Annotated in this window: 19 protein-coding genes; 9 read left to right on the top strand and 10 right to left on the bottom strand. The window is 65.6% G+C overall.

The features are described 5' to 3' along the window. The first annotated feature begins 3 nt into the window (after positions 1 to 3). The 3 genes from MasN3_RS05865 (at position 4) to MasN3_RS05855 (ending at position 4,002) form a co-directional block, all read left to right on the top strand. On the top strand, positions 4 to 1,140 hold the full coding sequence (locus MasN3_RS05865) for a PilT/PilU family type 4a pilus ATPase (RefSeq protein WP_281912976.1): 1,137 nt from the start codon (positions 4 to 6) through the stop codon (positions 1,138 to 1,140). A gap of 401 nt (positions 1,141 to 1,541) precedes the next feature. Then, positions 1,542 to 3,260, top strand: coding sequence for a methyl-accepting chemotaxis protein (locus MasN3_RS05860; protein ID WP_281912975.1), 1,719 nt, complete (start codon positions 1,542 to 1,544; stop codon positions 3,258 to 3,260). Between the two features lie 109 nt (positions 3,261 to 3,369). Then, positions 3,370 to 4,002 carry a hypothetical protein gene (locus MasN3_RS05855; protein WP_281912973.1) on the top strand — a complete coding sequence of 211 codons (633 nt, stop codon included), beginning with the start codon at positions 3,370 to 3,372 and terminating at the stop codon, positions 4,000 to 4,002. A 13-nt stretch (positions 4,003 to 4,015) separates the two neighbouring features. Here MasN3_RS05855 and MasN3_RS05850 read toward each other — a convergent pair whose 3' ends face one another. Further along, the gene (locus tag MasN3_RS05850; protein WP_281912972.1) at positions 4,016 to 4,702 is read right to left on the bottom strand and encodes a pentapeptide repeat-containing protein; all 687 of its coding nucleotides are present in this window, start codon (positions 4,700 to 4,702) and stop codon (positions 4,016 to 4,018) included. 75 nt (positions 4,703 to 4,777) lie between these two features. Beyond that, complete coding sequence (locus MasN3_RS05845; protein WP_281912971.1) at positions 4,778 to 7,114, bottom strand: TonB-dependent receptor domain-containing protein; 2,337 nt, start codon at positions 7,112 to 7,114, stop codon at positions 4,778 to 4,780. A gap of 158 nt (positions 7,115 to 7,272) precedes the next feature. On the opposite strand from MasN3_RS05845, the gene MasN3_RS05840 reads away from it, so the two are divergent. Beyond that, on the top strand, positions 7,273 to 7,755 hold the full coding sequence (locus MasN3_RS05840; protein WP_281912969.1) for a glutathione peroxidase: 483 nt from the start codon (positions 7,273 to 7,275) through the stop codon (positions 7,753 to 7,755). A 116-nt stretch (positions 7,756 to 7,871) separates the two neighbouring features. Here the strand turns inward: MasN3_RS05840 and MasN3_RS05835 are convergent, their stop codons facing one another. From MasN3_RS05835 to MasN3_RS05815, 5 genes are all read right to left on the bottom strand, one after another. Further along, entirely contained in the window at positions 7,872 to 9,920 is a 2,049-nt protein-coding gene (locus MasN3_RS05835; protein ID WP_281912968.1) for a glycoside hydrolase family 97 protein, read from the bottom strand. A gap of 98 nt (positions 9,921 to 10,018) precedes the next feature. Next, a complete protein-coding gene (locus MasN3_RS05830) occupies positions 10,019 to 10,333 on the bottom strand; it encodes a hypothetical protein (protein ID WP_281912967.1) in 315 nt (104 codons plus the stop codon). 78 nt (positions 10,334 to 10,411) lie between these two features. Continuing rightward, positions 10,412 to 11,638: a glycolate oxidase subunit GlcF gene (glcF, locus tag MasN3_RS05825; protein ID WP_281912966.1), complete on the bottom strand. Its 1,227-nt coding sequence runs from the start codon at positions 11,636 to 11,638 to the stop codon at positions 10,412 to 10,414. Between the two features lies 1 nt (position 11,639). Then, the gene (gene glcE, locus MasN3_RS05820) at positions 11,640 to 12,686 is read right to left on the bottom strand and encodes a glycolate oxidase subunit GlcE (RefSeq protein WP_281912965.1); all 1,047 of its coding nucleotides are present in this window, start codon (positions 12,684 to 12,686) and stop codon (positions 11,640 to 11,642) included. Positions 12,687 to 12,689: 3 nt separating this feature from the next. Next, positions 12,690 to 14,171, bottom strand: a complete 1,482-nt coding sequence (locus MasN3_RS05815) for an FAD-linked oxidase C-terminal domain-containing protein (RefSeq protein WP_281912964.1) — start codon at positions 14,169 to 14,171, stop codon at positions 12,690 to 12,692. Between the two features lie 81 nt (positions 14,172 to 14,252). Between MasN3_RS05815 and MasN3_RS05810 the strand changes: the two genes are divergently transcribed. Together MasN3_RS05810 and MasN3_RS05805 are read left to right on the top strand one after the other, a co-directional pair. Then, positions 14,253 to 14,807 (top strand): cob(I)yrinic acid a,c-diamide adenosyltransferase, encoded by a 555-nt coding sequence (locus tag MasN3_RS05810; protein WP_281912963.1) that lies wholly within the window; start codon positions 14,253 to 14,255, stop codon positions 14,805 to 14,807. Between the two features lie 4 nt (positions 14,808 to 14,811). Then, a complete protein-coding gene (locus MasN3_RS05805) occupies positions 14,812 to 15,507 on the top strand; it encodes a 2OG-Fe(II) oxygenase (protein WP_281912961.1) in 696 nt (231 codons plus the stop codon). A 100-nt stretch (positions 15,508 to 15,607) separates the two neighbouring features. On the opposite strand, the gene dxs is transcribed toward MasN3_RS05805, so the two are convergent. From dxs to MasN3_RS05790, 3 genes are read right to left on the bottom strand one after another with little or no spacing between them, the layout of a single operon-like run. Beyond that, the gene (gene dxs, locus MasN3_RS05800) at positions 15,608 to 17,479 is read right to left on the bottom strand and encodes a 1-deoxy-D-xylulose-5-phosphate synthase (RefSeq protein ID WP_281912959.1); all 1,872 of its coding nucleotides are present in this window, start codon (positions 17,477 to 17,479) and stop codon (positions 15,608 to 15,610) included. Then, positions 17,480 to 18,370 (bottom strand): polyprenyl synthetase family protein, encoded by an 891-nt coding sequence (locus tag MasN3_RS05795; RefSeq protein ID WP_281912958.1) that lies wholly within the window; start codon positions 18,368 to 18,370, stop codon positions 17,480 to 17,482. Next, complete coding sequence (locus MasN3_RS05790) at positions 18,367 to 18,612, bottom strand: exodeoxyribonuclease VII small subunit (RefSeq protein WP_281912957.1); 246 nt, start codon at positions 18,610 to 18,612, stop codon at positions 18,367 to 18,369. The genes MasN3_RS05795 and MasN3_RS05790 overlap by 4 nt, the downstream gene beginning before the upstream one ends. A 338-nt stretch (positions 18,613 to 18,950) precedes the next feature. On the opposite strand from MasN3_RS05790, the gene MasN3_RS05785 reads away from it, so the two are divergent. Genes MasN3_RS05785 through MasN3_RS05775 form a run of 3 tightly spaced genes read left to right on the top strand, consistent with a single transcriptional unit; the run spans position 18,951 to position 21,860 of the window. Next, a complete protein-coding gene (locus MasN3_RS05785) occupies positions 18,951 to 20,051 on the top strand; it encodes an aromatic ring-hydroxylating oxygenase subunit alpha (RefSeq protein WP_281912955.1) in 1,101 nt (366 codons plus the stop codon). A 7-nt stretch (positions 20,052 to 20,058) separates the two neighbouring features. Next, positions 20,059 to 20,985 carry a DMT family transporter gene (locus MasN3_RS05780; RefSeq protein ID WP_281912953.1) on the top strand — a complete coding sequence of 309 codons (927 nt, stop codon included), beginning with the start codon at positions 20,059 to 20,061 and terminating at the stop codon, positions 20,983 to 20,985. A gap of 8 nt (positions 20,986 to 20,993) precedes the next feature. Next, on the top strand, positions 20,994 to 21,860 hold the full coding sequence (locus MasN3_RS05775; RefSeq protein WP_281912951.1) for a sulfurtransferase: 867 nt from the start codon (positions 20,994 to 20,996) through the stop codon (positions 21,858 to 21,860). Positions 21,861 to 21,862 lie beyond the last annotated feature (2 nt).

Below are 21,862 nucleotides of genomic sequence, written 5' to 3'. Positions count from 1 at the left end.
GCCATGGAACGCGACCAGGCATCCAAGTTCATGTTCGACCTGCTGCGCCTGATGACCAGCAAGGGCGGATCCGATCTGTTCATCACCGCGGGCTTCCCGCCGGCGATCAAGATCGATGGCAAGATGACGCCGGTCTCGAGCCAGGCCCTGTCCGGCACCCATACGGCCGACCTGGCGCGCGCCATCATGAACGACAAGCAGGCCGCCGGCTTCGAGCTGACCAAGGAAGCGAACTTCGCGATCAGCCCGGGCGACCTGGGGCGCTTTCGCGTCTCGGCCTTCATGCAGATGGGCTGCGTGGGCATGGTGCTGCGCGTGATCACCACCACCATCCCGCGTTTCGAGGACCTCGAGCTGCCGGAAACCCTGAAGGACGTGATCATGACCAAGCGCGGCCTGGTCATCATGGTCGGCGCCACCGGCTCGGGCAAATCGACCACGCTGGCGGCGATGGTCGGCTACCGCAACGAGAACAGCTACGGCCACATCATCACCATCGAGGACCCGGTCGAATTCGTCCACCCGCACCGGAACTGCGTGATCACCCAGCGCGAAGTGGGCGTCGATACCGACAGTTTCGAGGCGGCGCTGAAGAATTCGCTGCGCCAGGCGCCGGACGTGATCCAGATCGGCGAGATCCGCGACCGCGAGACCATGGAGCACGCAATCGCGTTCGCCGAGACCGGCCACCTGTGCCTGGCCACCCTGCACGCCAACAGCGCCAACCAGGCGCTCGACCGCATCATCAACTTCTTCCCCGAAGAGCGCCGCCAGCAACTCCTGATGGACCTCTCGCTCAACCTGAAAGGCCTGATCTCGCAGCGCCTGATCCCGAAGAAGGAAGCCAAGGGCCGCGTGGTGGCGATGGAGATCCTGCTGAACTCCCCGCTTATCTCCGACCTGATCTTCAAGGGCGACGTCCACGAGATCAAGGAGATCATGAAGAAGTCGCGCGAACTGGGCATGCAAACTTTCGACCAGGCCCTGTTCGACCTGTACGAGGCGGACAAGATCAGCTACGAGGATGCGCTGCGCAACGCCGACTCGGTGAACGACCTGCGCCTGAACATCAAGCTCAACAGCAAGCACGCGAAGAACCGCGATTTCTCGACCGGGATGGATCACCTCGGCATCGTGTGATTCAGATGGTTGTTATGTAGCAACAATATTTTCTTTAGTAAATATTTACAATATTTCGCTTTTTGCTATTTTTTGCAAATAATATTTGCAAGATCTAGACAAATAAGAAATTTTACTTTGATTCTTATTTTATAGAAAATTTGTTTCTGAATTGTTTCCGGCTGAAATCATTCGTGTAACATGATATCGTGCAGCTTTGGCGGCGAATGCCGGCAGTGCGATACGGGGTTTCCTCCGCATGCCGGCAAGCGATGTCGAGGTCCGCGTTGTCCGCCCTGGACAGCAGTATCCGGCCTCGGCATTCGACCGATTCCGGGATTCATCCGGTATTGAACCCCGCTCCCCGGACAGCCTGGCCTGGCCGCAGCCCCGCCGCCTCAACCCTTTTTGACAGGATTATCATGTTCAATCGCATGAAGGTCGGCACACGCCTGCTCGCCGGCTTCCTCACCGTTGTGTTCATCGGCGCCGTGGTCGCCGCCATCGGTATCGTCAGCATGTCCAACATGAACGAGAACACCGACCGCTTGTACACCCGGGAACTGCTGGGCATCGCCCATACCAAGGAAGCGAACATCCATTTGATCGACATCGGACGTTCGCTGCGCAACCTGATGCTGGCGCGCGAGGCGCAGGAACGCAAGGCGGCGCTCGACGCCATCGAGGCACGCACGGCCATGCTGAGCGCCAGCCTCGACAAGGCACGCCCACTCTATTTCAGCGAGCGTGGCAAGCGCGGTTTCGCCGCGGTCGACCAGGCCCTGAGCGAATACCAGACAGCGGTACGCCAGGCAATGAAGATGGCTGTGGACGACAGCGCCGCCGACAAGGACGCAATGCTGGACTACCTGCGCACCACGGTGGCGCCCCGTTCCGACGAGGTCGATAAACGGCTGACGGCGCTGATCCAGATCAAGGAAGAGAACGCGCGCAAGGTGGCAGCCGAAGCGACGGCGACCTATGAATCGAGCCGCAGCACCATGCTGCTGCTGGTGCTCGGCAGCGCGCTCGGCGGCATCAGCCTGGGCGTCCTGATCACCCGCAGCCTGACCCGCCAGCTGGGCGGCGAACCCGCCTATGCGAGCGAGATCGCCGGCCGCATCGCCGCCGGCGAGCTGGACATCGACGTCGCCCTGCGCCCGGGCGACCGCGCCAGCCTGCTGTTCGCGATGAAGACCATGCGCGACAGCCTGGCGCACATCGTCGGCGACGTCCGCAAGGGCACCGACGCCATCGCCTCGGCCTCGAGCCAGATCGCCAGCGGCAACCTCGACCTGTCGTCGCGCACCGAGGAACAGGCCAGCTCGCTGGAAGAAACCGCGTCGTCGATGGAAGAGCTCACGTCGACCGTCAAGCAGAACGCCGACAACGCCCAGCAGGCCAACGCCCTGGCGCTGAAGGCCTCGGACGTGGCCGAACGCGGCGGCATGGTGGTGTCGCAGGTGGTCGACACCATGGCTTCGATCAACGCCTCCTCGAAGAAGATCGTCGACATCATCGGCGTCATCGACGGCATCGCCTTCCAGACCAACATCCTGGCCCTGAACGCGGCCGTGGAAGCGGCGCGCGCCGGCGAACAGGGCCGCGGCTTCGCGGTGGTGGCTTCCGAAGTGCGTACCCTGGCCCAGCGTTCAGCCGCCGCGGCCAAGGAAATCAAGCTCCTGATCGACGATTCGGTCGGCAAGGTGGACGCCGGCGCCCGTCTGGTCGACCAGGCCGGCGCCACGATGGACGAGATCGTCGCCAGCGTGCGCCGCGTCACCGACATCATGGGCGAGATTTCGTCGGCCAGCCTGGAGCAGACCTCGGGCATCGAACAGATCAACATGGCCATCAGCCAGATGGACCAGGTGACCCAGCAGAACGCCTCGCTGGTGGAAGAAGCGGCGGCGGCGGCCGAATCGCTGCAGGACCAGGCCGGCAAGCTGGCCGGGCTGGTATCGGTGTTCAAGCTGGATGCGCGCGCACCATCGGCGGCTGCGCCTGCCGCGCCGGCCAGGACGGCCAGGACGGCCACCCGCCTGGCTGCGCCTGCGCCTGCCCCGGCGCCGACCCGCCCGGCGGCAGGTCCAGCGCCACGCGCGGCCAGCGTGCGCGAAGAGGATTGGGAAAGCTTCTGAACGAAGGCGAATGCGGCCGCTATGCGCGCCGCATTCTTTTCTCCCGCCTGTGCCGCGCCCTTGCCAGTATTGCTAAAATTTATCCTTTAGCCAAGCTCGGGAGCGGCACGTGGAACACGAAAGTCATCAGCACCATCATCCGCACGGCACCGGCATCCGCTGGCTCGACATCTCGCTCGCCGTCGCGGCCGGCGTGGTGTCGCTGGTCTCGCTCTGGCTCGGCCTGCACTCGGCGCATTCGATGGAAAAGCTGGTTGCCGCCAACAGTTATCCTTATGTGGAGCTGGCGCGCAATATGAGCAGCGTCGACAAAGACCCTGAAACCGGGTTTTCCCGCAAGCGCGTCGAATACATCCTGATCAACAGCGGTATCGGCCCGGCCCGCGTCGAATGGGTCCAGCTCATGTACAAGGGCGAGCCCATGGCCGACCTGAGCCAGTTGCTGGAGACCTGCTGCGCCATGACGGAGGAAAGCTTCGTGCCCATGAACCGGCGCGGCAACGTGGTCAACTCCCTGGTCCGTCCCGGAGACATCATGTCGATGTTCACCGCAGAGGAGCCACGTACACCCAACCCGGTTTTCGACGCCCTCCACCGCAGCATGAGCGACATCGACCTCGCAGCCTGTTACTGCTCGGTGTTCGACGAGTGCTACGTGCGCCAGGACGATGCGAAGAAACCGAAACCGGTCGACCAATGTACACCGCCGGGCGTGACGTTCAGGCCGGATTTCAAGACCTGATCGCCGGCCCGGATCAGGCCACGTTCAGTCCCATCTCCCGCACCATCTCGGCCGCCTGGCGCACCGAGATGGTCGCACCAAGAAACTGCTTCGCACTCGCCAGCTTCAAGCCGCCGATATCGGCGTCGCGCAGGTCCGCGCCCTCGAAACGCGTGTCCCTGATGTGGGCGTCGCGCAGGCTGCCGCCTTCGAACACCGCTTCGCGGAAGTCGCAGCCCGACAAGTCGGCATCGGCAAAATCCAGTCCCCTCAGCGTCGCCTTGCGGAAGGACATGCGGCGCAGGTCGGCCCCGACCAGCAGCGTGTCCTCGAAGCTCAAGGCCAGGTGGCTGGTCTCTTCGAACTGGGCGCCGGTCAGCTTGCAGCTGCGGAAGGAAGCGGACGCCAGGCGCGCACGGCGCCAGCTGCTGTTGTTCAGGTCGGAGGATGCGAACGAAGCATCGACCAGGTCGGCGGACTCGAAATCGGCATGGCCGCCGCGGCAGCGCTGCCAGCGCGTGCGCGCCAGCCTGGCCGCGTAGAACGAGGTTTCCGCCAGCAGGCAGGAGCGGAACACGCAGTCCTGCAGGTCCAGGCGCGACAGGTCGAGGCTGGACAGGTCGCAGTCCTCGAACACGAGGGGGTTGCCGGAAGCAAGGGAGGATTCGATGCGGGCGCGGTCGGGGGTTTCGCCGCTGAAGGTGATGGTGGTGCGGGACATGGCAAGGATGCGGTGGTTCGGCCGGACAGCATACACGCCCGGCGGCGCCGCCGCATCCCTCTTTGAAGCGGCGCTCTAGCGGCCGGGGCCGCCCATCATGCCGCCGTGGCCCGGGCCACCCGGACCGCCCATCATCATCGGCCGGCGCTGGCCGCCGGCGCCGCCGAAGCTGCCGAAGCGGTAGGACAGGCCGATGTAAGCCATGCGGCCGCCGAAGCGGCGGATGCTGTGCTCGCGCAGGCGGTCGGTCTCGGTGATCATCTCCATCTTCTGCGAATCGAACAGGTCGTTGATGTTGACAGTCAGCGTCAGCGCCGGCGTGAGATTGTGGCGGTAGTTCAGGTCGGCCGTGCGCTGCGGCTCGCGGTAGCCCTGGCCGAACAGGGTCTTGCCCTGCGCATTCAGCATCAGCATGAAGCTGTTCTTCGGATCCAGCTGGTAATTGATGCGCGCGCGGCCGCCGATCGAGACGGCGCTGCGTTTGTCGTCGTTCGCGCGGTCCAGCACCGTTTGCTCGGAGTAGCCGACGTTACCGCTCACGTTAAGCATCAGCTTCTGCGTGGCGCGGCCGCTGAAGTTGAATTCGATCCCACCCGAACGGGCGCTGCCGGCGTTCTCGCGCGTGGTCAGGAGCACGTCGTTGGCCAGCAGGATGCGGCGCTCGTTGATCAGGTCGCTCTCGTGGCGCATGTACAGCCGTACGTTGGTGTCGACCTTGCCCAGCTTGGTCTCCACCCCCAGCTCCAGCGAATCGGTATTGGCCGGCTGCAGGTTCGGGTTACCCGAGTAGAGGTTCAGCTCGTCGCGGTAGATCACGAAGGGATTCAACTCGCCCGCGCCTGGACGACGGATGCGGTGCGCGTAGCTCAGGCGCAGTGTGGTGTCGTCCGACAGGCCATAGGTGACGAAGGCGCTCGGGATCGCGTCGAAATAATGGTTGCTGGCGCGCTGGCCGGTCGTGACCTGGTTCATGTCGAGGTCCGCATACTCGGCGCGCAGGCCGCCCAGCACGCCCCATTTCTCGTTGACGCGCCACTGGTAGCTGCCATACAGCGCGTAGGTCACGTCCGTCAGCTCGAAGCGGTTGGTGCGCGTGGTGTTGACGCGCTCGGCGCCGGTGGACGGATCGATGTCGAAGAAGCCGTTGTCGGCGACGTTGTGGTTGCGCGCCACCTTGTAGCCCATCTTGAATACGCCGTGTTCGCCCGGCAGCTCGTAATCGCCGGTAAAGTCGGCAATACGGGTCTCGTTGTCGCGTTCCTGGCGGGTGTCGGGGGCGGTGGCGCTGGGTGGGCGCACGGTATAGACGTTGGTCGCGCGCGAGCCGCCATCGCCGTCGCTGCCCGAGAGGCGGAGGTCCATCTTGAAGATTTCGCCGGGCGCATCGCCTTTGTGGTCGAGGCGCGCACCAATGCCGTAATTGCGGTTCCTGTTATCGCTCCCGCTTGTGCGCAGGTACTGGCTGTCGACGATGCCTGCCGCGTTCGTGCTGCGGTAGCGTTCGACGAACTCGGATTCGTTGTCGGACTGGGAGTAATTGGCATTCAGGCCGACGACGTCCTTGTCGCCAAGGTTGTAGGTCAGGCCCACGTTGGCGCCGGTCGAACGGCCACGGTTGATGCTGTCCGAATCCTGGCTGCTGGGTGCAATCGCGCCGGTGGCGGGGTTGATGCGCTCGCGCCGGGTCTCGCCGCTCGAATCATTCTTGGTCTCGCGGCGGAACAGGGCTCCCTGCACGCTGTAGCGTCCTTGTGTCCAGCTGCCGAAAGCGGAGGTGTTGTAGCGCCCTTCGCTGCCGACGTTCCCGTTGACGACGGCGAAGCCGCCCGGGCTGCGTTCACGCCGCATCACCAGGTTGATGACCGGGCCGCCGCCGCCTTCGTTGCCGAACTGCGCGCCCGGGTTGTTGATGACTTCCACCGACTCCAGGTCGGCCGCCGGCAGCGCATTGATCGCGGCCGCGCGGTTCTCGCCCTGCATCATCGCGGACGGCTTGCCGTCCACCAGGATCTGCACATTGCCGCGGCCGCGCAGCGTGACGTTGCCGTCCGCGTCGACGGCGACCGAGGGCACCTTGTTCAGGGTATCGGCCACGGTGTCGTTCGAGGTTGCCGGATCGGCCTTGACGTCATAGCTCTGGCGGTCGATGCGGTTCTGGGTGCGGGTTGCGCTGACGGTCACGGTGGACTCGACTGGCGTCTGCGCCGGCGGCGCGACGCTTGCCTGGGCAGGCTGAGCCTGGACCGGCGCCTGTGCGGGCCTGGCGGCTTCCTGCTTCACCTGCTCCTGCACGGCAGGGGCCTGCTGTGCGCTGGCCGCGAACGGCGCCAGCAGCGTGCCGGCGACCAGGTGCGCGATCAGGGAACGGCGCGGATGACGGGAGTGGTGTGCGAAGTGGAATCGGTTGGACATGGATGAAGCTCGACAGTTTGGGCGAGCCGGATTGTCGCATGCAAACTTCTTATCGTTTGTAACAAAAGATAACAAGCACGGACTTGAGCGGTTGAGGCATGCATACGTGTTGCGCCGCCATGACATACACTTCTGGTTTTCCAGACGAGGGCTCAAACATGAACGTATTCGATTTCAGCGCCACCACGCTCGACGGCAAGCCAATGGACTTGAACGCGTACCGCGGCAAGGTGCTCCTGGTCGTCAACACCGCCAGCGCCTGCGGCTTCACGCCGCAGTACAAGGGTCTGGAAGAACTGCACCGCCAGTACGGCGAGCGCGGGCTGGTGGTGATGGGTTTTCCCTGCAACCAGTTCGGCAAGCAGGAGCCGGGCACGGAAGCGGAGATCGGCGCCTTCTGCGAGAAGAACTACGGCGTGAGCTTCCCGATGTTCGCCAAGGTCGACGTCAACGGCGACGGGGCCCACCCGCTGTTCAAGCACCTGAAGGGCGAGAAGCCGGGCGTGCTGGGCCTGGAGTCCATCAAGTGGAACTTCACCAAGTTCCTGGTCGGGCGCGACGGCGAGGTCGTCAAGCGCTATGCGCCGCAGACGGCGCCAGGCGAAATCGCCGGCGACATCGAGAAGCTGCTGGCGCAATAGGCGAACGTTCGTAGGGTGGTCGGGTCCCCCGACCGCGCGTTCAGCTTACAGGTGATCTGCCACAGCGCATGGGTGAGTTGAACGCGCGGACGGCGGAGCCGTCCACCCTACGAAAATCAGGGCTGCGGCGTCAGGCGGATCGCTTGCCCACCACCCGGCGCGAGGCGCAGCTGCAGGGTATCGGCCGCGGTGACGGTCCTGGTCTCCGTCACCAGGTCGAAGCGGCGCTCGCTGCGGTAGTCGGCCGCGTCGCCGTCGCGGTAGATCTCGGCGGTGTAGCGCTTGCCCTTGTCGAGGAAATCGAGCGGCAGCGGCAAGGTGCGCGCTTCGCCGTCGGTGACCGCGCCGACGTACCAATCCTCGCCCGTGCGGTCCTTGCGGGCGATGGTGGCGTACTCCCCCACTTCGCCATTGATCACGCGGGTGTCGGCCCAGTCGGTCGGCACGTCCTTGATGAACTTGAAGGCGGCCGGATACTTGGCGTAGTTCTCCGGCAGGTCGGCCGCCATCTGGATCGGCGAATAGATCACGACGAAGTTGGCCAGCTGCTTGGCCTGGGTCGAGTTGAAGGTCTTGCCGTCCGCGCCGACCAGGCTCAGGACGCCCGGGGTGTAGTCCATCGGGCCGCTCAGCATGCGGGTGAACACCAGCTTGGCTTCGTGGTCCACGCTGTTGGGCGGGTTGCCCCAGGCGTTGTACTCGACGCCGCGCGCGCCTTCGCGCGTGAGCCAGTTCGGGTAGGTGCGGCGCAGGCCGGTATCCTTGACCGGTTCGTGGGTGTCGATCGACAGCTTGTATTTCGCCGCTTCGGTCACCGCCTTGAGGAAGTGGTTCACGCCTTCCTGCGAATCGTAGTGACCGTAGCGCGGCTTGCCGTCGCGGCCGGTGAACAGGGCGCTGCCGGCTTCGTGCACATAGCCCGACTTGATACTGTCCACGCCCAGCTTCGCATACAGCCGGTACGCCGCATCCATCTGCTTTTCGTAGGCGACGATGTTGGCGCCGGTTTCGTGGTGGCCGATCAGGCGCACGCCCTTCGACTTCGCATAGGCGGCCAGGCCCGGCAGGTCGAAGTCCGGATAGGACTGGGTGAAGCTGAAGTCGGCGCCGCCATGGCCCCAGTCGCTCTCCCATCCCTTGTTCCAGCCCTCGACCAGCACGCCGCGGAAACCATGTTGCGCCGCGAAGTCGATGTATTTCTTCGTGTTGGCGGTGGTGGCCGCGTGCTTCGGACCGGCGTTCCAGGTGCCGCTCTGCAGGTGCATCTGCCACCAGACGCCGACGAACTTCGACGGCTTCACCCAGCTCACGTCGCCGAGCTTGTTCGGTTCGTTCAGGTTGAGCACCAGGTCGGACATGTACAGACCGGCCGCGTTGCTCGCTATCTGCAGGGTGCGCCATGGCGTCGTGAAGGCGCCCTTGCGCACCACCGCCGGGCCGCTCGGCGAGGGCGCCAGCATGGCGCGCAGCTTCTGGCCGTCGACCTTGCGCAGCCACATGGTGGCGTAGTCGACCAGGGCCGCCTCATGGAAGGCGATGTGGGTGCCGTCGTCAAGACGCACGGTGAGCGGGGTGTTGGCGATGCCGATTTCCTTGAGCGGCGCCTTGCGGATCTCTTCTTCCAGTCCAGGCAGTTCGCCCACCGGGATCCACCAGGCGGTGGCCGGCTGGGCCACCGTGAACTCGGTTAGCTCGTCGATGATCTCGGCTTGCTTCAGCTGCGGCTGGGCCGGGAATTCGTAGCGGAAGCCGACGCCGTCGTCGTAGATGCGGAACACCACCGCCAACTGGCGGCCGGCGCGGTTCTTCTGCTCCAGGTCGACCCGCAGCTCGCGGTAATGGTTGCGCACGAAGCGGCGCTCGCCCCAGGGTTGTTCCCAGGTGCTGTCATGCTCGCTGACGCCTTGCCGGCGCAGGCTGAAGCCGCCGTCGAGCTTGTGCGCATTGGCCAGGTTGAAGCCCAGGCGCGACGGGGCAATGATGTCCCTGCCCTGGCGCTTGACGCCGTAGGCCAGCTTGCCCATGCCGTCGACCTGCACCTCCACCTGGATGACATCGTTGGGCGAGGCAGCGCTGGCGATCAGCTGCTGGGCCCAGGCCGGCAGGGCCAGCAGGCAGGATGCGGCCACTGCGGCGGCCGCGGCACATGAGCGGTGGAAGGTCATCGGGTCTCCTTGTCGTTGTTGTCGCGCCGTAGGAAAACTACTTCTCCTCCGGCAGAACGAAACATACTACGACAAAAAGATGTAACTCGACTACCAAATCAGCGGGTCTGGATCCAGGCGGCGCCGTGGGTGATGCAGGCGCGGTTCACGTTCTCCAGGAAACGGATGGCCTCGCCCTGCGAGACGCCCGGCGGCATCAGCTGGGCCAGGGAAGCGTCTTCGCTGACGCGGTCGAGGCCATAGGAAATGGCGCGCGACACGTCGCGCGCGAGTTTGCCGTCGCTGTTGTACAGCGCGTCGTAGACGCCGGCTTCTTCCCATACGGGCACGAGGCCGGGCGTGGTCGAATCCTCGAAGACGACCATGGGCGGCAGGCCCTCGTCTTCGCGGACAAGCTGGAAAATGAAACTCAAGATCGATCCTTTGCATGCAACACGGGGCGATCCTAGCACGGCGGCGCCGGTACGCGGCGCGTGCCGTGGCGCCCGGGTTCAAGCCAGCGCGCGGTCGAGCAATTCGATCCAGTGCGTGACCGGCGTTGGCGTCCCCGACTGCAAATGGGTCATGCAGCCGATGTTGGCGGACACGATCTCGTCCGGCTTGCAGGCCGCCAGACTGGCCAGCTTGCGGTCGCGTAGTTCGTGCGCGATCTCGGGGTGCAGCACCGAATAGGTGCCGGCCGAGCCGCAGCACAGGTGGCTGTCGGCGCACAGCGTGACGTCGACGCCGGCGGCGCGCAGCACGCCCTCGACCTTGCCGCGGATCTGCTGGCCATGCTGCAGCGTGCAGGGCGGATGATAGGCGACGCGTTTCGCGATCTTCCCTGTCAGTCTGGCAGCGATCTGCTCCTCGAACTCCGGCATGATCTCGGACAGGTCGCGCGTGAGCATCGCGATGCGCCCGGCCTTGGCGGCATAGGCCTCGTCGTGGGCCAGCAGGTGGCCGTATTCCTTGACGGTGACGCCGCAGCCGGAAGCGGTCATGACGATCGCCTCGATCTCGCCCCGCTCCACCCACGGCCACCAGGCGTCGATGTTGCGGCGCGCGTCAATCAGTCCAGCCGCCTGGTCGTTCAGGTGGTAGCGCACGGCGCCGCAGCAGCCGGCCTTGGGTGCGACGATCAGCTGCACCCCGAAGGCGTCGAGCACGCGCGCGGTGGCGGCGTTGATGCCGGGCGCCATCGCCGGCTGCACGCAACCCTCCAGCACCAGCATCTTGCGCGCATGGGTGCGGGTGGGCCAGGCGCCGGCATGGCGTGCCGGTTGCAGCTTGTCCTGCAGCGCTTTGGACAGCGCCGGGCGGGCCAGCTGCCCTGCCCTGAACGCCGGCTTGAACAGGGCGGCGCGCGGCAGGAATTCCTTGAGCGTGGTGCGCTTGATGCGGTCTGCCAGGGGGCGCGGCACGCGTTCCTCGACCACGCGGCGGCCGATGTCCACCAGGCGGCCATACTTGACGCCCGACGGACAGGTGGTTTCGCAGTTGCGGCAGGTAAGGCAGCGGTCCAGGTGCAGCTGGGTCTTGCGCGTTGGCTCGGCACCTTCCAGCACCTGCTTGATCAGGTAGATGCGGCCGCGCGGGCCGTCGAGCTCGTCGCCCAGCAGCTGGTAGGTCGGGCAGGTGGCGGTGCAGAAGCCGCAGTGCACGCAGGCGCGCAGGATGCTTTCCGCCTCCTTGCCGTCCGCGGTGTCCTTGATGAAGTCGGCCAGCTTGGTTTGCATGTCAGTACAGTCGTCCCGGATTGAAGATGTGCGCCGGATCGAAGGAATTCTTCAGGCGTTCGTGGATGCGCGCGACGGCGCTCTGCAGCGGCTGGAATACGCCGGCGGATTTGTCGCCGCCGCGGAACAGGGTCGCGTGGCCGCCGGCGGCGGATACCGCGCCGCGGATGGCGGCGGCATCCAGTTCGCTGCGCAGCCAGCGCTGGGCCCCGCCCCACTCGATCAGCTGCACTCCGCCGAGAGGAAGCGCCTCCGTCGTGGATGGCAGCGACAGGCGCCACAAGGCGTCGTCGCCGCCGAAGAAGGGCAAGCGCTGCTCGCGCAGATCTTCCCACAAGCAGGCCGGATTGGACATGATCTCGCCGCCGATCAGGCGCACGGCGGCGTCGACCGCGGCCTGGGCGCCCGACAGGCGCAGCCACAAGACGCCGTTGTGCCAGCTGCTGGCCGACAGCGGCAGCGGCTGGCCGCCCCACTCGTTCAGCTTGCGGATCGCCTCGCTCTCGGGCAGCTCCAGGCACAGTGTCGTTTCGGCAAACGGTTTCGGCAAAACCTTGACCGACACCTCCAGCAGCAGGCCGAGCGTGCCGAGCGAACCGGCCAGCAGGCGCGAGACGTCGTAGCCGGCCACGTTTTTCATCACCTGGCCGCCGAAGCCGAGCACGTCGCCCTTCCCGTCCAGCAGCTTCGCGCCCAGCACGAAGTCGCGCACGCCGCCGCTGGCCGCACGGCGCGGGCCGGCCAGGCCAGCGGCGATGGCGCCGCCCAGGGTGGCCCCCTCGCCGAAGTGCGGCGGCTCGAAGGCCAGCATCTGGTTGCGTTCGGCCAGCACGGCCTCGATCTCGGCGAGCGGCGTGCCGCAGCGCGCCGTGATCACCAGTTCGGTCGGCTCGTAGTCGACGATGCCGCGGTAGCCGCGCGTGTCAAGGATCTCGCCCTCCAGGCGCTGGCCGTACCAGTCCTTGCTGCCGCCGCCGCGGATGCGCAGGGGCGTCTTGTCGGCGGCGGCGGCGCGCACCCGTTCCTGGAATTGTTCGATGGAGTGCATGTGTTAGAAACGCGGAAGGTCGGGGAACGGCAGCTCGCCGCCGTGCACGTGCATCTTGCCGAATTCGGCGCAGCGGTGCGGGGTCGGGATCGCCTTGTCCGGGTTGAGCAGCATGGGCGCATCGAAAGCGCGCTTGACGTCAAAAAAGGCGTCGAGCTCCTTGCGGCCGAACTGCACGCACATCGAGTTGATCTTCTCCATGCCCACGCCGTGTTCGCCGGTGATGGTGCCGCCCACCTCGACGCACAGCGCCAGGATCGCCGCCCCGAAGGCCTCGGCGCGCTCGAATTCGCCCGGCTGGTTGGCATCGAACAGGATCAGGGGGTGCATGTTGCCGTCGCCCGCGTGGAACACGTTGGAGCAGCGCAGGCCGAAGGTGTTCTCCATGTCCTCGATGCCCTGCAGGACGCGCGCCAGCTGCTTGCGCGGGATGGTGCCGTCCATGCAGTAGTAGTCCGGCGAGATGCGGCCCGCCGCCGGGAAGGCGTTCTTGCGCCCGGACCAGAAACGCATGCGTTCAAGCTCGCTCTGCGACACGGCAATCGCCGTGGCGCCGGCGCCTTCGAACACCGTCTTCATGCGTTCGATTTCTTCCGCCACTTCGAGCGCGGTGCCGTCGGCCTCGCACAGCAGGATGGCGGCGGCGTCCAGATCGTAGCCGGCGCGCACGAAGGGCTCGACCATGCGCACCGAGGTGCGGTCCATCATCTCCAGCCCGGCCGGGATGATGCCGGCGGCGATGATGCTGGCCACCGCATTGCCGGCGGTGATGACGTCGTCGAACGACGCCATGACGACCTGGGCCACCGCAGGCTTGGGCACCAGCTTGACCGTAACCTCGGTGACGATGCCGAGCATGCCTTCCGAGCCGATGAACACGGACAGCAGGTCCAGGCCCGGCGCGTCCAGCGCTTCGCTGCCGAGTTCGATGATCTCGCCTTCGATGGTGGCCACGCGCACGCGCAGCACGTTGTGTACCGTCAGGCCGTATTTCAGGCAGTGCACGCCGCCCGAGTTCTCGGCCACGTTGCCGCCGATGGTGCAGGCGATCTGCGACGAGGGGTCGGGCGCGTAGTACAGGCCGTACTGGCTGGCCGCTTCCGAGATGGCGAGGTTGCGCACGCCCGGCTGGACCACGGCGGTGCGCGCGTAGGCGTCCAGGCGCACGATGCGGTTCAGTCGCGCGGTCGAGAGCACGACGCCGTCCGCGATCGGCAGCGCGCCGCCCGACAGGCCGGTGCCGGCGCCGCGCGGCACGATCGGCACGTTCAATTCACGGCAGGTATCCAGGATCGCCAGCACCTCTTCTTCGCTGGTGGGCAGCGTGACGATCATGGGCAGCTGGCGGTAGGCCGCCAGGCCGTCGCATTCGTAGGGACGGGTGTCTTCGGGGTCGGACAGGACGCAGCCGTCAGGCAGGCGCGCACGCAGGCTTGCTGCGACCTGTTCGCGCCTTCCGGCAAGAGTGGATGGTGTGGCGCTCATTCTTGAATTGTAGGCACAATTGATGCTTTTTGTCGTATGCTCGCCCTATCGTTTTTTCAATATATTGCATAAGGCTGCATCATGGGTAATCGACTTTCCAAAATCGCCACCCGCACGGGCGACGACGGCACCACCGGCCTGGGCGACGGCAGCCGCACCGGCAAGGACAGCGCGCGCATCCATTCGCTCGGCGAGGTGGACGAGCTGAACTCCTTCGTGGGCCTGCTGCTGTGCGAAGACATGCCGGGCGACCTGCGCGAGGAACTGATCTCGATCCAGCACGACCTGTTCGACCTGGGCGGCGAGCTGTGCATCCCGGGCTACGAGATGATCAAGGACGAACACGTGGCGCGCCTGGACGGCCTGCTCGAGAAATACAACGCCGACCTGCCTGTGCTGAAGGAATTCATCCTGCCGGCCGGCTCGCGCGCCGCCTCGCTTGCCCACGTGTGCCGCACCGTCTGCCGCCGCGCCGAGCGCAGCATCGTGGCGCTCTCGCATGCCGAACAGATCCGCCCGCATCCGCGCCAGTACGTGAACCGCCTGTCGGACCTGATGTTCGTGCTGGCGCGCGTGCTGAACCGCTTCGCCGGCGGCAGCGACGTGCTGTGGCAGCACGAGCGCAAGCGGGGGTAAGCCGATGGAAGACTTCATCGGGGTCTACGACAACGCGCTGAGCGCCGAGCAGTGCGACGCCATCCGCGCGCGCTTCGATGCCAGCCCGAATGTGACGCGCGGCTGTACCGGCAACGGGGTGGACATCAGCAAGAAGGACAGTTACGACCTCACCATCAACGGTTTGAAGGAATGGGAGGACGTCGGCGTCCTGCTGGTCCGTACCATGGCGCAGCACCTCGAGCAGTACATGGACACCTATCGCGCGCTCCTGATGGGCGCGGTGTCGCCGCAGGTCGCGCACCCGGAGACGGGCGAGCCGATTACGGTATCGCTCGACAACTTCGACGAAGTGGGCAGGCCGAACATCGTCGGGCTGATGCAGACCATCTATCGGGTAGGCGGTGTCAACCTGCAGAAATATTTGCAGGGCACGGGTGGCTACCACCACTGGCATTCCGAGATCTATCCGCAGAACGCCAGCTGCGAGACCCTGCACCGGGTGCTGCTGTGGCAGTTCTACCTGAACGATGTGGCCGAGGGCGGGGAGACCGAGTTCCTGTACCAGGGGCGCAAGGTGGAGGCGCGCAAGGGGCGCCTGGTCATCGCACCGGCGGGGTTCACGCATACCCACAAGGGGCATGTGTCGCGCAGCGGGGACAAGTACATCGCGACCTCGTGGATCCTGTACCAGCGGGCCGAAGCACTGTTTGGAAAGTAGGGTGGACGGCTCTGCCGTCCGCGCGTCCAGCTAGTGCAAGCCTGGCCACAACGCTACCGTGAGTTGAACGCGCGGACGGCGAAGCCGTCCACCCTACGGTTTACGTATTATTGACCACCAGGCGCGGTTCGCCCGCCGCGAAACGCTGGCGAATCGAAGCGGCAATGCCCTTGGCATCCAGCCCCACCGAGGCCAGCAGCGCCGCCGGATCGCCCTGGTCGATGAACTTGTCCGGCAGGCCCAGGTTGAGCACCGGTTTGGCAAGCCCTTCCGCCGCCAGCGCTTCCATCACCGCGCTGCCCGCGCCGCCCATCACGCAGCCTTCTTCCACCGTCACCAAGTAGTCGTGCTCCTTGGCCAGGCGCTTGACCAGTTCCACATCGAGCGGTTTCACGAAGCGCATATTGGCCACCGTGGCGTTCAGTTCGTCGCCGGCGGCGATGCTCGGCGCCACCATCGAACCGAAGGCCAGGATCGCGATGCCCTTGCCTTCGCGGCGCAGCTCGCCCTTGCCGATCTCGATCGACGTCAGCTCTTCCTGGATCTCCGCGCCGACGCCGGCGCCGCGCGGATAGCGCACCGCGGCCGGGCCCGGGTAGTGGTAGGCGGTGGTCAGCATCTGGCGGCACTCGTTCTCGCTTGATGCGGCCATCACGACCATGTTCGGGATGCAGCGCAGGTAGGCCAGGTCGTAGTTGCCGGCGTGGGTGGCGCCGTCGGCGCCCACCAGGCCCGCGCGGTCGAGCGCGAAGGTCACGTCCAGGTTCTGCAGGGCCACGTCGTGGATCAGCTGGTCGTAGCCGCGCTGCAGGAAGGTCGAGTAGATCGCGAGCACCGGCTTGAGACCTTCGGTGGCGATGCCGGCGGCGAAGGTCACCGAATGCTGCTCGGCGATGCCGACGTCGAAGTAGCGCTCCGGGTACTGCTGGTGGAAGCGCACCATGCCCGAGCCTTCGCGCATCGCCGGCGTGATGCCGACCAGGCGCGTGTCGGCGGCCGCCATGTCGCACAGCCAGTTGCCGAACACTTCGGTGTAGGTGATCTTGCTCGGCGCGGTCGCCGGCTTGATGCCTTCCGTCGGGTTGAACTTGCCGGTGCCATGGTACAGGATCGGCTCGGCCTCGGCCAGCTTGTAGCCCTGCCCTTTTTTCGTCACCACGTGCAGGAACTGCGGGCCCTTGAGCTTCTTGATGTTCTCCAGGGTCGGGATCAGGGAATCCAGGTCGTGGCCATCGATCGGACCGATGTAGTTGAAGCCGAACTCCTCGAACATGGTGGCCGGGACCACCATGCCCTTGGCGTGTTCCTCGAGCTTGCGCGCCAGGTCCAGCACCGGGCCCGGCAGCACGCTCTTGCCCACGTTCTTGGCGGCGGCGTAGAACTGGCCGGACATCAAACGCGCCAGGTAGCGGTTGAGCGCGCCCACCGGCGGCGAGATCGACATGTCGTTGTCGTTCAGGACCACCAGCAGGTTGCAGTCTTCCTCGACGCCCGCATTGTTCAGGGCCTCGAAGGCCATGCCGGCGGTCATGGAACCGTCGCCGATCACGGCGATCGCGTGGCGGTCTTCGCCTTTCAGCTTGGCCGCCTGGGCCATGCCCAGGGCCGCCGAGATCGAAGTCGACGAATGCGCGGTGCCGAAGGTGTCGTAGATGCTCTCGTCGCGCTTGGGGAAGCCCGACAGGCCGTTCAGCTGGCGCAGGCTGGGCATGCGCCCGCGGCGGCCGGTGAGGATCTTGTGCGAATAGGTCTGGTGGCCCACATCCCACACGATGCGGTCGTGCGGGGTGTTGTAGACGTAGTGCAGCGCGATGGTCAGCTCCACCGTGCCCAGGTTCGAGGACAGGTGGCCGCCGGTCTTCGACACCGAGTCGAGCAGGAACTGGCGCAGTTCGGTGGCAAGCGGGGTCAGTTGCGTGCGCGGCAGCTTGCGCAGGTCCGCGGGGTCGTTGATGGTCTCTAGCAGGTTCATTTATGCCTTCCGCTGCACGATGAGGTCCGCGAGTTCGCGCAGCCGCAGTGCTTGTTCTCCGAATGGCGTCAGCGCATCGTGCGCTTCACGCCGCAATTGCTCGGCCAGTTCCTTCGATTGGTCCAGCCCGAGGATCGACACATAGGTCGGCTTGTTGTCGGCCGCGTCCTTGCCCGCGGTCTTGCCCAGCGTGGCCGAATCGGCCGTCGCATCCAGCACATCGTCCACCACCTGGAAAGCCAGGCCAATCGCCTTCGAGTAAGCGGTCAGGGCCTCCAGTTCGGTGGCCGACACATCACGGCCGGCCAGCGCGCCCAGGATCACCGAGACGCGCAGCATGGCCCCGGTTTTGAGCTGGTGCATGCGCTCCAGTTCCTCGCGCGTGAGCGCCAGGCCGACGCTGTCAAGGTCGATCGCCTGGCCGCCGCACATGCCGCTCGATCCCGCCGCCTCGGCCAGCAGGCGCAGCATGGTGACCAGGCGCGCGGGCGGCAGGCTGGCGCTGCCGGCCAGGGTCTCGAAGGCCTGGGCCTGCAGCGTGTCGCCCACCAGCAGCGCGGTCGCTTCGTCGTAGGCGACGTGCACGGTCGGCTTGCCGCGGCGCAGGTCGTCGTCGTCCATGCAGGGCATGTCGTCGTGCACCAGCGAGTACACGTGGATCATCTCGACGGCACTGGCCACGCGCGCCAGCGCGTCGGGGTCGCCCCCGAACAGGGCGCCGCTGCCGTAGGCCAGCAGCGGGCGGATCCGCTTGCCGCCGCCCAGCGTGGTATAGCGCATCGCCTCGTGCAGCTTGTGCGGGATGGCGGTGGCGGCGGGCAGGAAGGTCTCGAGCGCATGCTCGACGTCCTGCTGCACCTGCTGCATCCAGTCCTGGAACGGCTGCGTCATTGCTCGCCCTCGCCTTCGACCGAGAAAGGCTTGAGCATGTCGCCTTCGAGCACCTTGACCTGGGACTCGACCTTTTCCAGCTGGGCCGCGCAATACTTCACCAACTCGGAGCCGCGCGCATAAGCGGCCACCGAGGCTTCCAGCGGAAGCTGGCCGGATTCCATCTGCGACACGAGCTGGGCCAGCTCGGCCATCGCGCCTTCGAAGGATTCCGGCGGCGCGCCGTTTGTCATATTTGCCATAGCTATTCTGTAGGGGGACGGCGCAAGGGTGCGCCATGGGACAGTCTAATCGCGTATTTTAGTCCAATCCTTCCTCTCAAGGGGCGCACATTGCATCGAGCGCAACTTGTCTGTTTGTAACATTTTACTATCGTGGTGCTTCCTCCCCATGAAACCCGTGACGATTCAACAGCTTATTTGCGCGGTTTCGCCTCTGCCACGCGATGGGCCCTGACCCCTGAGTCTGTTTCCGAGGTATAATCTTCGGTTCTGTCCGAAATACCGTAATCCTCATTCCAAGATACTGGTCTTTGGATTCTTTCTCTTCTTTGGTGGTACTTGATTAAAGGGGGGTTGGGATGTCCGATCTGGCTACCCACGCCAAGCTGGCGCGCTCATGTGCTCAGCTTCCGGTAAATGTCTACTTTGACAATACGCTGATGCAGCGCGAGCTGCAAGAGCTGTTTCACAAGGGCCCACGCTACGTCGGCCACGAACTGATGGTGCCTGAGGTAGGCGATTTCGCGACACTTGCATCCGAAAACGAAGGCCGCATGCTGGTCCGCAACGCGGGCGGCATCGAAGTGCTGTCCAACGTCTGCCGTCACCGCCAGGCGCTGATGTTCAATGGGCGCGGCAACGCGAACACCATCGTGTGCCCGCTGCACCGCTGGACCTACGACCTGAAAGGCCAGCTGATCGGCGCTCCGCATTTCCCGGAGACGCCCTGCCTGAACCTGTCGAAGACGCCGCTGCAGAACTGGAACGGCCTGCTGTTCGAGCAGAACGGCTATGACGTCATGGAGAAGCTGAAGAACATGGAGGTCACCCGCGACCTCGACTTCACCGGCTACATGTTCGACCACGTCGAGATCCACGAGTGCGACTACAACTGGAAGACCTTCATCGAGGTCTACCTCGAGGACTACCACGTCGAGCCCTTCCACCCGGGCCTGGGCAACTTCGTCTCGTGCGACGACCTGAAGTGGGAGTTCGGCCGCGACTACAGCGTCCAGACCGTGGGCGTGAACCGCGCGCTGCAGAAGGCGGGTTCGCCGGCCTACAAGAAATGGCAGGAACAGGTCCTGAAGTTCAACAACGGCCAGCCGCCGAAGTACGGCGCCATCTGGCTGACCCTGTATCCGAACGTCATGGTCGAGTGGTACCCGAACGTGCTGGTGGTGTCCACCCTGTGGCCGATGGGCCCGCAGAAGACCCGCAACGTGGTCGAGTTCTACTATCCGGAAGAGTTCGTGCTGTTCGAGCGCGAGTTCGTGGAAGCCGAGCGCGCCGCCTACATGGAAACCGCGGTCGAGGACGACGAGATCGGCCTGCGCATGGATGCCGGCCGCAAGATCCTGCTGGAGCGCGGCGTCAACGAGGTGGGACCCTACCAGTCGCCGATGGAAGACGGGATGCAGCATTTCCACGAGTGGTACCGAAGCAAACTTGCGCTCTAACTAATTAATGGCTTCACTCTGGATGCTGTTCGCCAGCTTCGCGTTCGCCGCCATGGGCGCGGGCGTGAAGCTGGCCTCCGAGTTCTACTCCACTTCCGAACTCCTGATGTACCGCGGCCTCATCGGCACGCTGGTGCTGCTGGTGGCGGTGCGCCACCAGGGCGGCACCTTCAAGACTCCCTTCGTGGCAGCCCACGTCTGGCGCAGCGTCGTCGGCGTGGTCTCGCTGTGGCTGTGGTTCTTCGCCATTTCGCGCCTGCCGCTGGCCACCGCCGTCACCCTCAACTACATGGCGCCGATCTGGATCGCGGCCTGGATGTTCGCCCACGGCTGGTGGAGCGGCACCAAGCTGCCCGAGTGGCCGCTGGTGCTGGCGATCGCCATGAGCTTCTTCGGCGTGACCCTGGTGCTGCAGCCGGCGATCGAGACCAAGCAGTGGATCGGCGGCCTGGCCGGCATCGCCTCGTCGCTGATCTCGGCGGCGGCCTACATGCAGGTGCGCCGGCTCGGCCAGATGGGCGAACCCGAATACCGCGTGGTGTTCTACTTCTCGCTCAGCACCACCGTCGCCGGGCTGCTGGGCACGCTGGCGGGCGACAGCGGGGCCGGGCCGGGCGCCGTGTTCCAGAGCCACACCCTGTACAGCGGCGCCCTGCTGCTGGCGGTCGGCCTGTTCGGCCTGCTGGCCCAGATAGCGATGACGCGCGCCTACCGCGTCGGCAAGGTGCTGGTGGTGGCCAACCTGCAGTACACCGGCATCGTGTTCTCCAGCCTGTGGGGTCTGGCCCTGTGGAGCGACACCTTCGACTGGCATGTCTGGCTGGGCATCGCGGTGATCCTTGCATCCGGCATCGCCGCGACGTTCTACAATACACGCAGCACGGCCAAAGGCGCCGTGGTCAAGGACACCGATCCAATCGCCAGCGAGACTTGAGGAGCGACATGTATACGACACTGATTTCGGCGCAAGACCTGGCAGCGCATATCGACGACCCGCGCTGGGTGGTCGTCGACTGCCGCCATGACCTGATGAGCCCGGCGGCCGGCCGCGACGGCTATGCCGCCGGCCACCTGCCGGGAGCGGTCTTCGGCGACATCGAGACCGAGCTGTCCGGCGCCAAGCGCGGCCCGGACGGCGTGTTCCGCGGCCGCCACCCGCTGCCGGAAAAAGAGGCGCTCATCGAGACCCTGCGCGCCTGGGGCGTCGACGACGACACCCAGGTCGTGGCCTACGACGCCCACGGCGGCATGTTCGCCGCGCGCCTGTGGTGGCTGCTGCGCTGGCTCGGCCACGAGGCGGTCGCAGTGCTCGACGGCGGCATGGCGGCATGGCAGGCGATCGGCAAGCCGCTCACGACCGAGCTTATCGCGAAGCCGCGCGGCGGCATCGAGCTGCGTGCGCCCTTCGTGCCGACCGTCACCGTGGCCGAAGTCATGGACAACGTGGACAAGGGCGAACGCATCGTCATCGACGCGCGCGCCTCCGACCGCTTCCGCGGCGAGAACGAAACCATCGACCCGGTCGGCGGCCATATTCCGGGCGCCCGCAACCGCTTCTTCAAGGACAACCTGCAGGCGGACGGGCGCTTCAAGGACGCGGCCGCGCTGCGGGAGGAGTTCGCCCAGCTGGTCGAGGATCCGGCCCGGGCCATCATGCAGTGCGGTTCGGGCGTCACCGCCTGCCACAACCTGCTGGCGCTGGAAGTGGCCGGCATGCCGGGAGCGGCGCTGTATCCGGGCTCGTGGAGCGAATGGGTGGGCGACGGCAAGAACGATACCGGCCGCCCTGTTGCCAAAGGCGAGGCTTGAGC

Origin of the sequence: Massilia varians (assembly GCF_027923905.1) — a bacterium.
GTDB classification, from domain to species: Bacteria; Pseudomonadota; Gammaproteobacteria; order Burkholderiales; family Burkholderiaceae_D; genus Telluria; species Telluria varians_B.
This window is presented reverse-complemented; position numbering and strand designations above follow the sequence as displayed.

What these genes read in the sequence shown, in the direction of transcription:
- MasN3_RS05835 (WP_281912968.1), bottom strand. Translation starts at nt 9,920, where the DNA reads ATGACCTTCCACCGCTCATGTGCCGCGGCCGCCGCAGTGGCCGCATCC.
- MasN3_RS05810 (WP_281912963.1), top strand. Translation starts at nt 14,253, where the DNA reads ATGGGTAATCGACTTTCCAAAATCGCCACCCGCACGGGCGACGACGGC.
- MasN3_RS05805 (WP_281912961.1), top strand. Translation starts at nt 14,812, where the DNA reads ATGGAAGACTTCATCGGGGTCTACGACAACGCGCTGAGCGCCGAGCAG.
- MasN3_RS05860 (WP_281912975.1), top strand. Translation starts at nt 1,542, where the DNA reads ATGTTCAATCGCATGAAGGTCGGCACACGCCTGCTCGCCGGCTTCCTC.
- glcE (WP_281912965.1), bottom strand. Translation starts at nt 12,686, where the DNA reads ATGCACTCCATCGAACAATTCCAGGAACGGGTGCGCGCCGCCGCCGCC.
- MasN3_RS05850 (WP_281912972.1), bottom strand. Translation starts at nt 4,702, where the DNA reads ATGTCCCGCACCACCATCACCTTCAGCGGCGAAACCCCCGACCGCGCC.
- glcF (WP_281912966.1), bottom strand. Translation starts at nt 11,638, where the DNA reads ATGCAAACCAAGCTGGCCGACTTCATCAAGGACACCGCGGACGGCAAG.
- MasN3_RS05815 (WP_281912964.1), bottom strand. Translation starts at nt 14,171, where the DNA reads ATGAGCGCCACACCATCCACTCTTGCCGGAAGGCGCGAACAGGTCGCA.
- MasN3_RS05845 (WP_281912971.1), bottom strand. Translation starts at nt 7,114, where the DNA reads ATGTCCAACCGATTCCACTTCGCACACCACTCCCGTCATCCGCGCCGT.
- MasN3_RS05840 (WP_281912969.1), top strand. Translation starts at nt 7,273, where the DNA reads ATGAACGTATTCGATTTCAGCGCCACCACGCTCGACGGCAAGCCAATG.
- MasN3_RS05780 (WP_281912953.1), top strand. Translation starts at nt 20,059, where the DNA reads ATGGCTTCACTCTGGATGCTGTTCGCCAGCTTCGCGTTCGCCGCCATG.
- MasN3_RS05865 (WP_281912976.1), top strand. Translation starts at nt 4, where the DNA reads ATGGAACGCGACCAGGCATCCAAGTTCATGTTCGACCTGCTGCGCCTG.
- MasN3_RS05795 (WP_281912958.1), bottom strand. Translation starts at nt 18,370, where the DNA reads ATGACGCAGCCGTTCCAGGACTGGATGCAGCAGGTGCAGCAGGACGTC.
- MasN3_RS05775 (WP_281912951.1), top strand. Translation starts at nt 20,994, where the DNA reads ATGTATACGACACTGATTTCGGCGCAAGACCTGGCAGCGCATATCGAC.
- MasN3_RS05790 (WP_281912957.1), bottom strand. Translation starts at nt 18,612, where the DNA reads ATGGCAAATATGACAAACGGCGCGCCGCCGGAATCCTTCGAAGGCGCG.
- dxs (WP_281912959.1), bottom strand. Translation starts at nt 17,479, where the DNA reads ATGAACCTGCTAGAGACCATCAACGACCCCGCGGACCTGCGCAAGCTG.
- MasN3_RS05785 (WP_281912955.1), top strand. Translation starts at nt 18,951, where the DNA reads ATGTCCGATCTGGCTACCCACGCCAAGCTGGCGCGCTCATGTGCTCAG.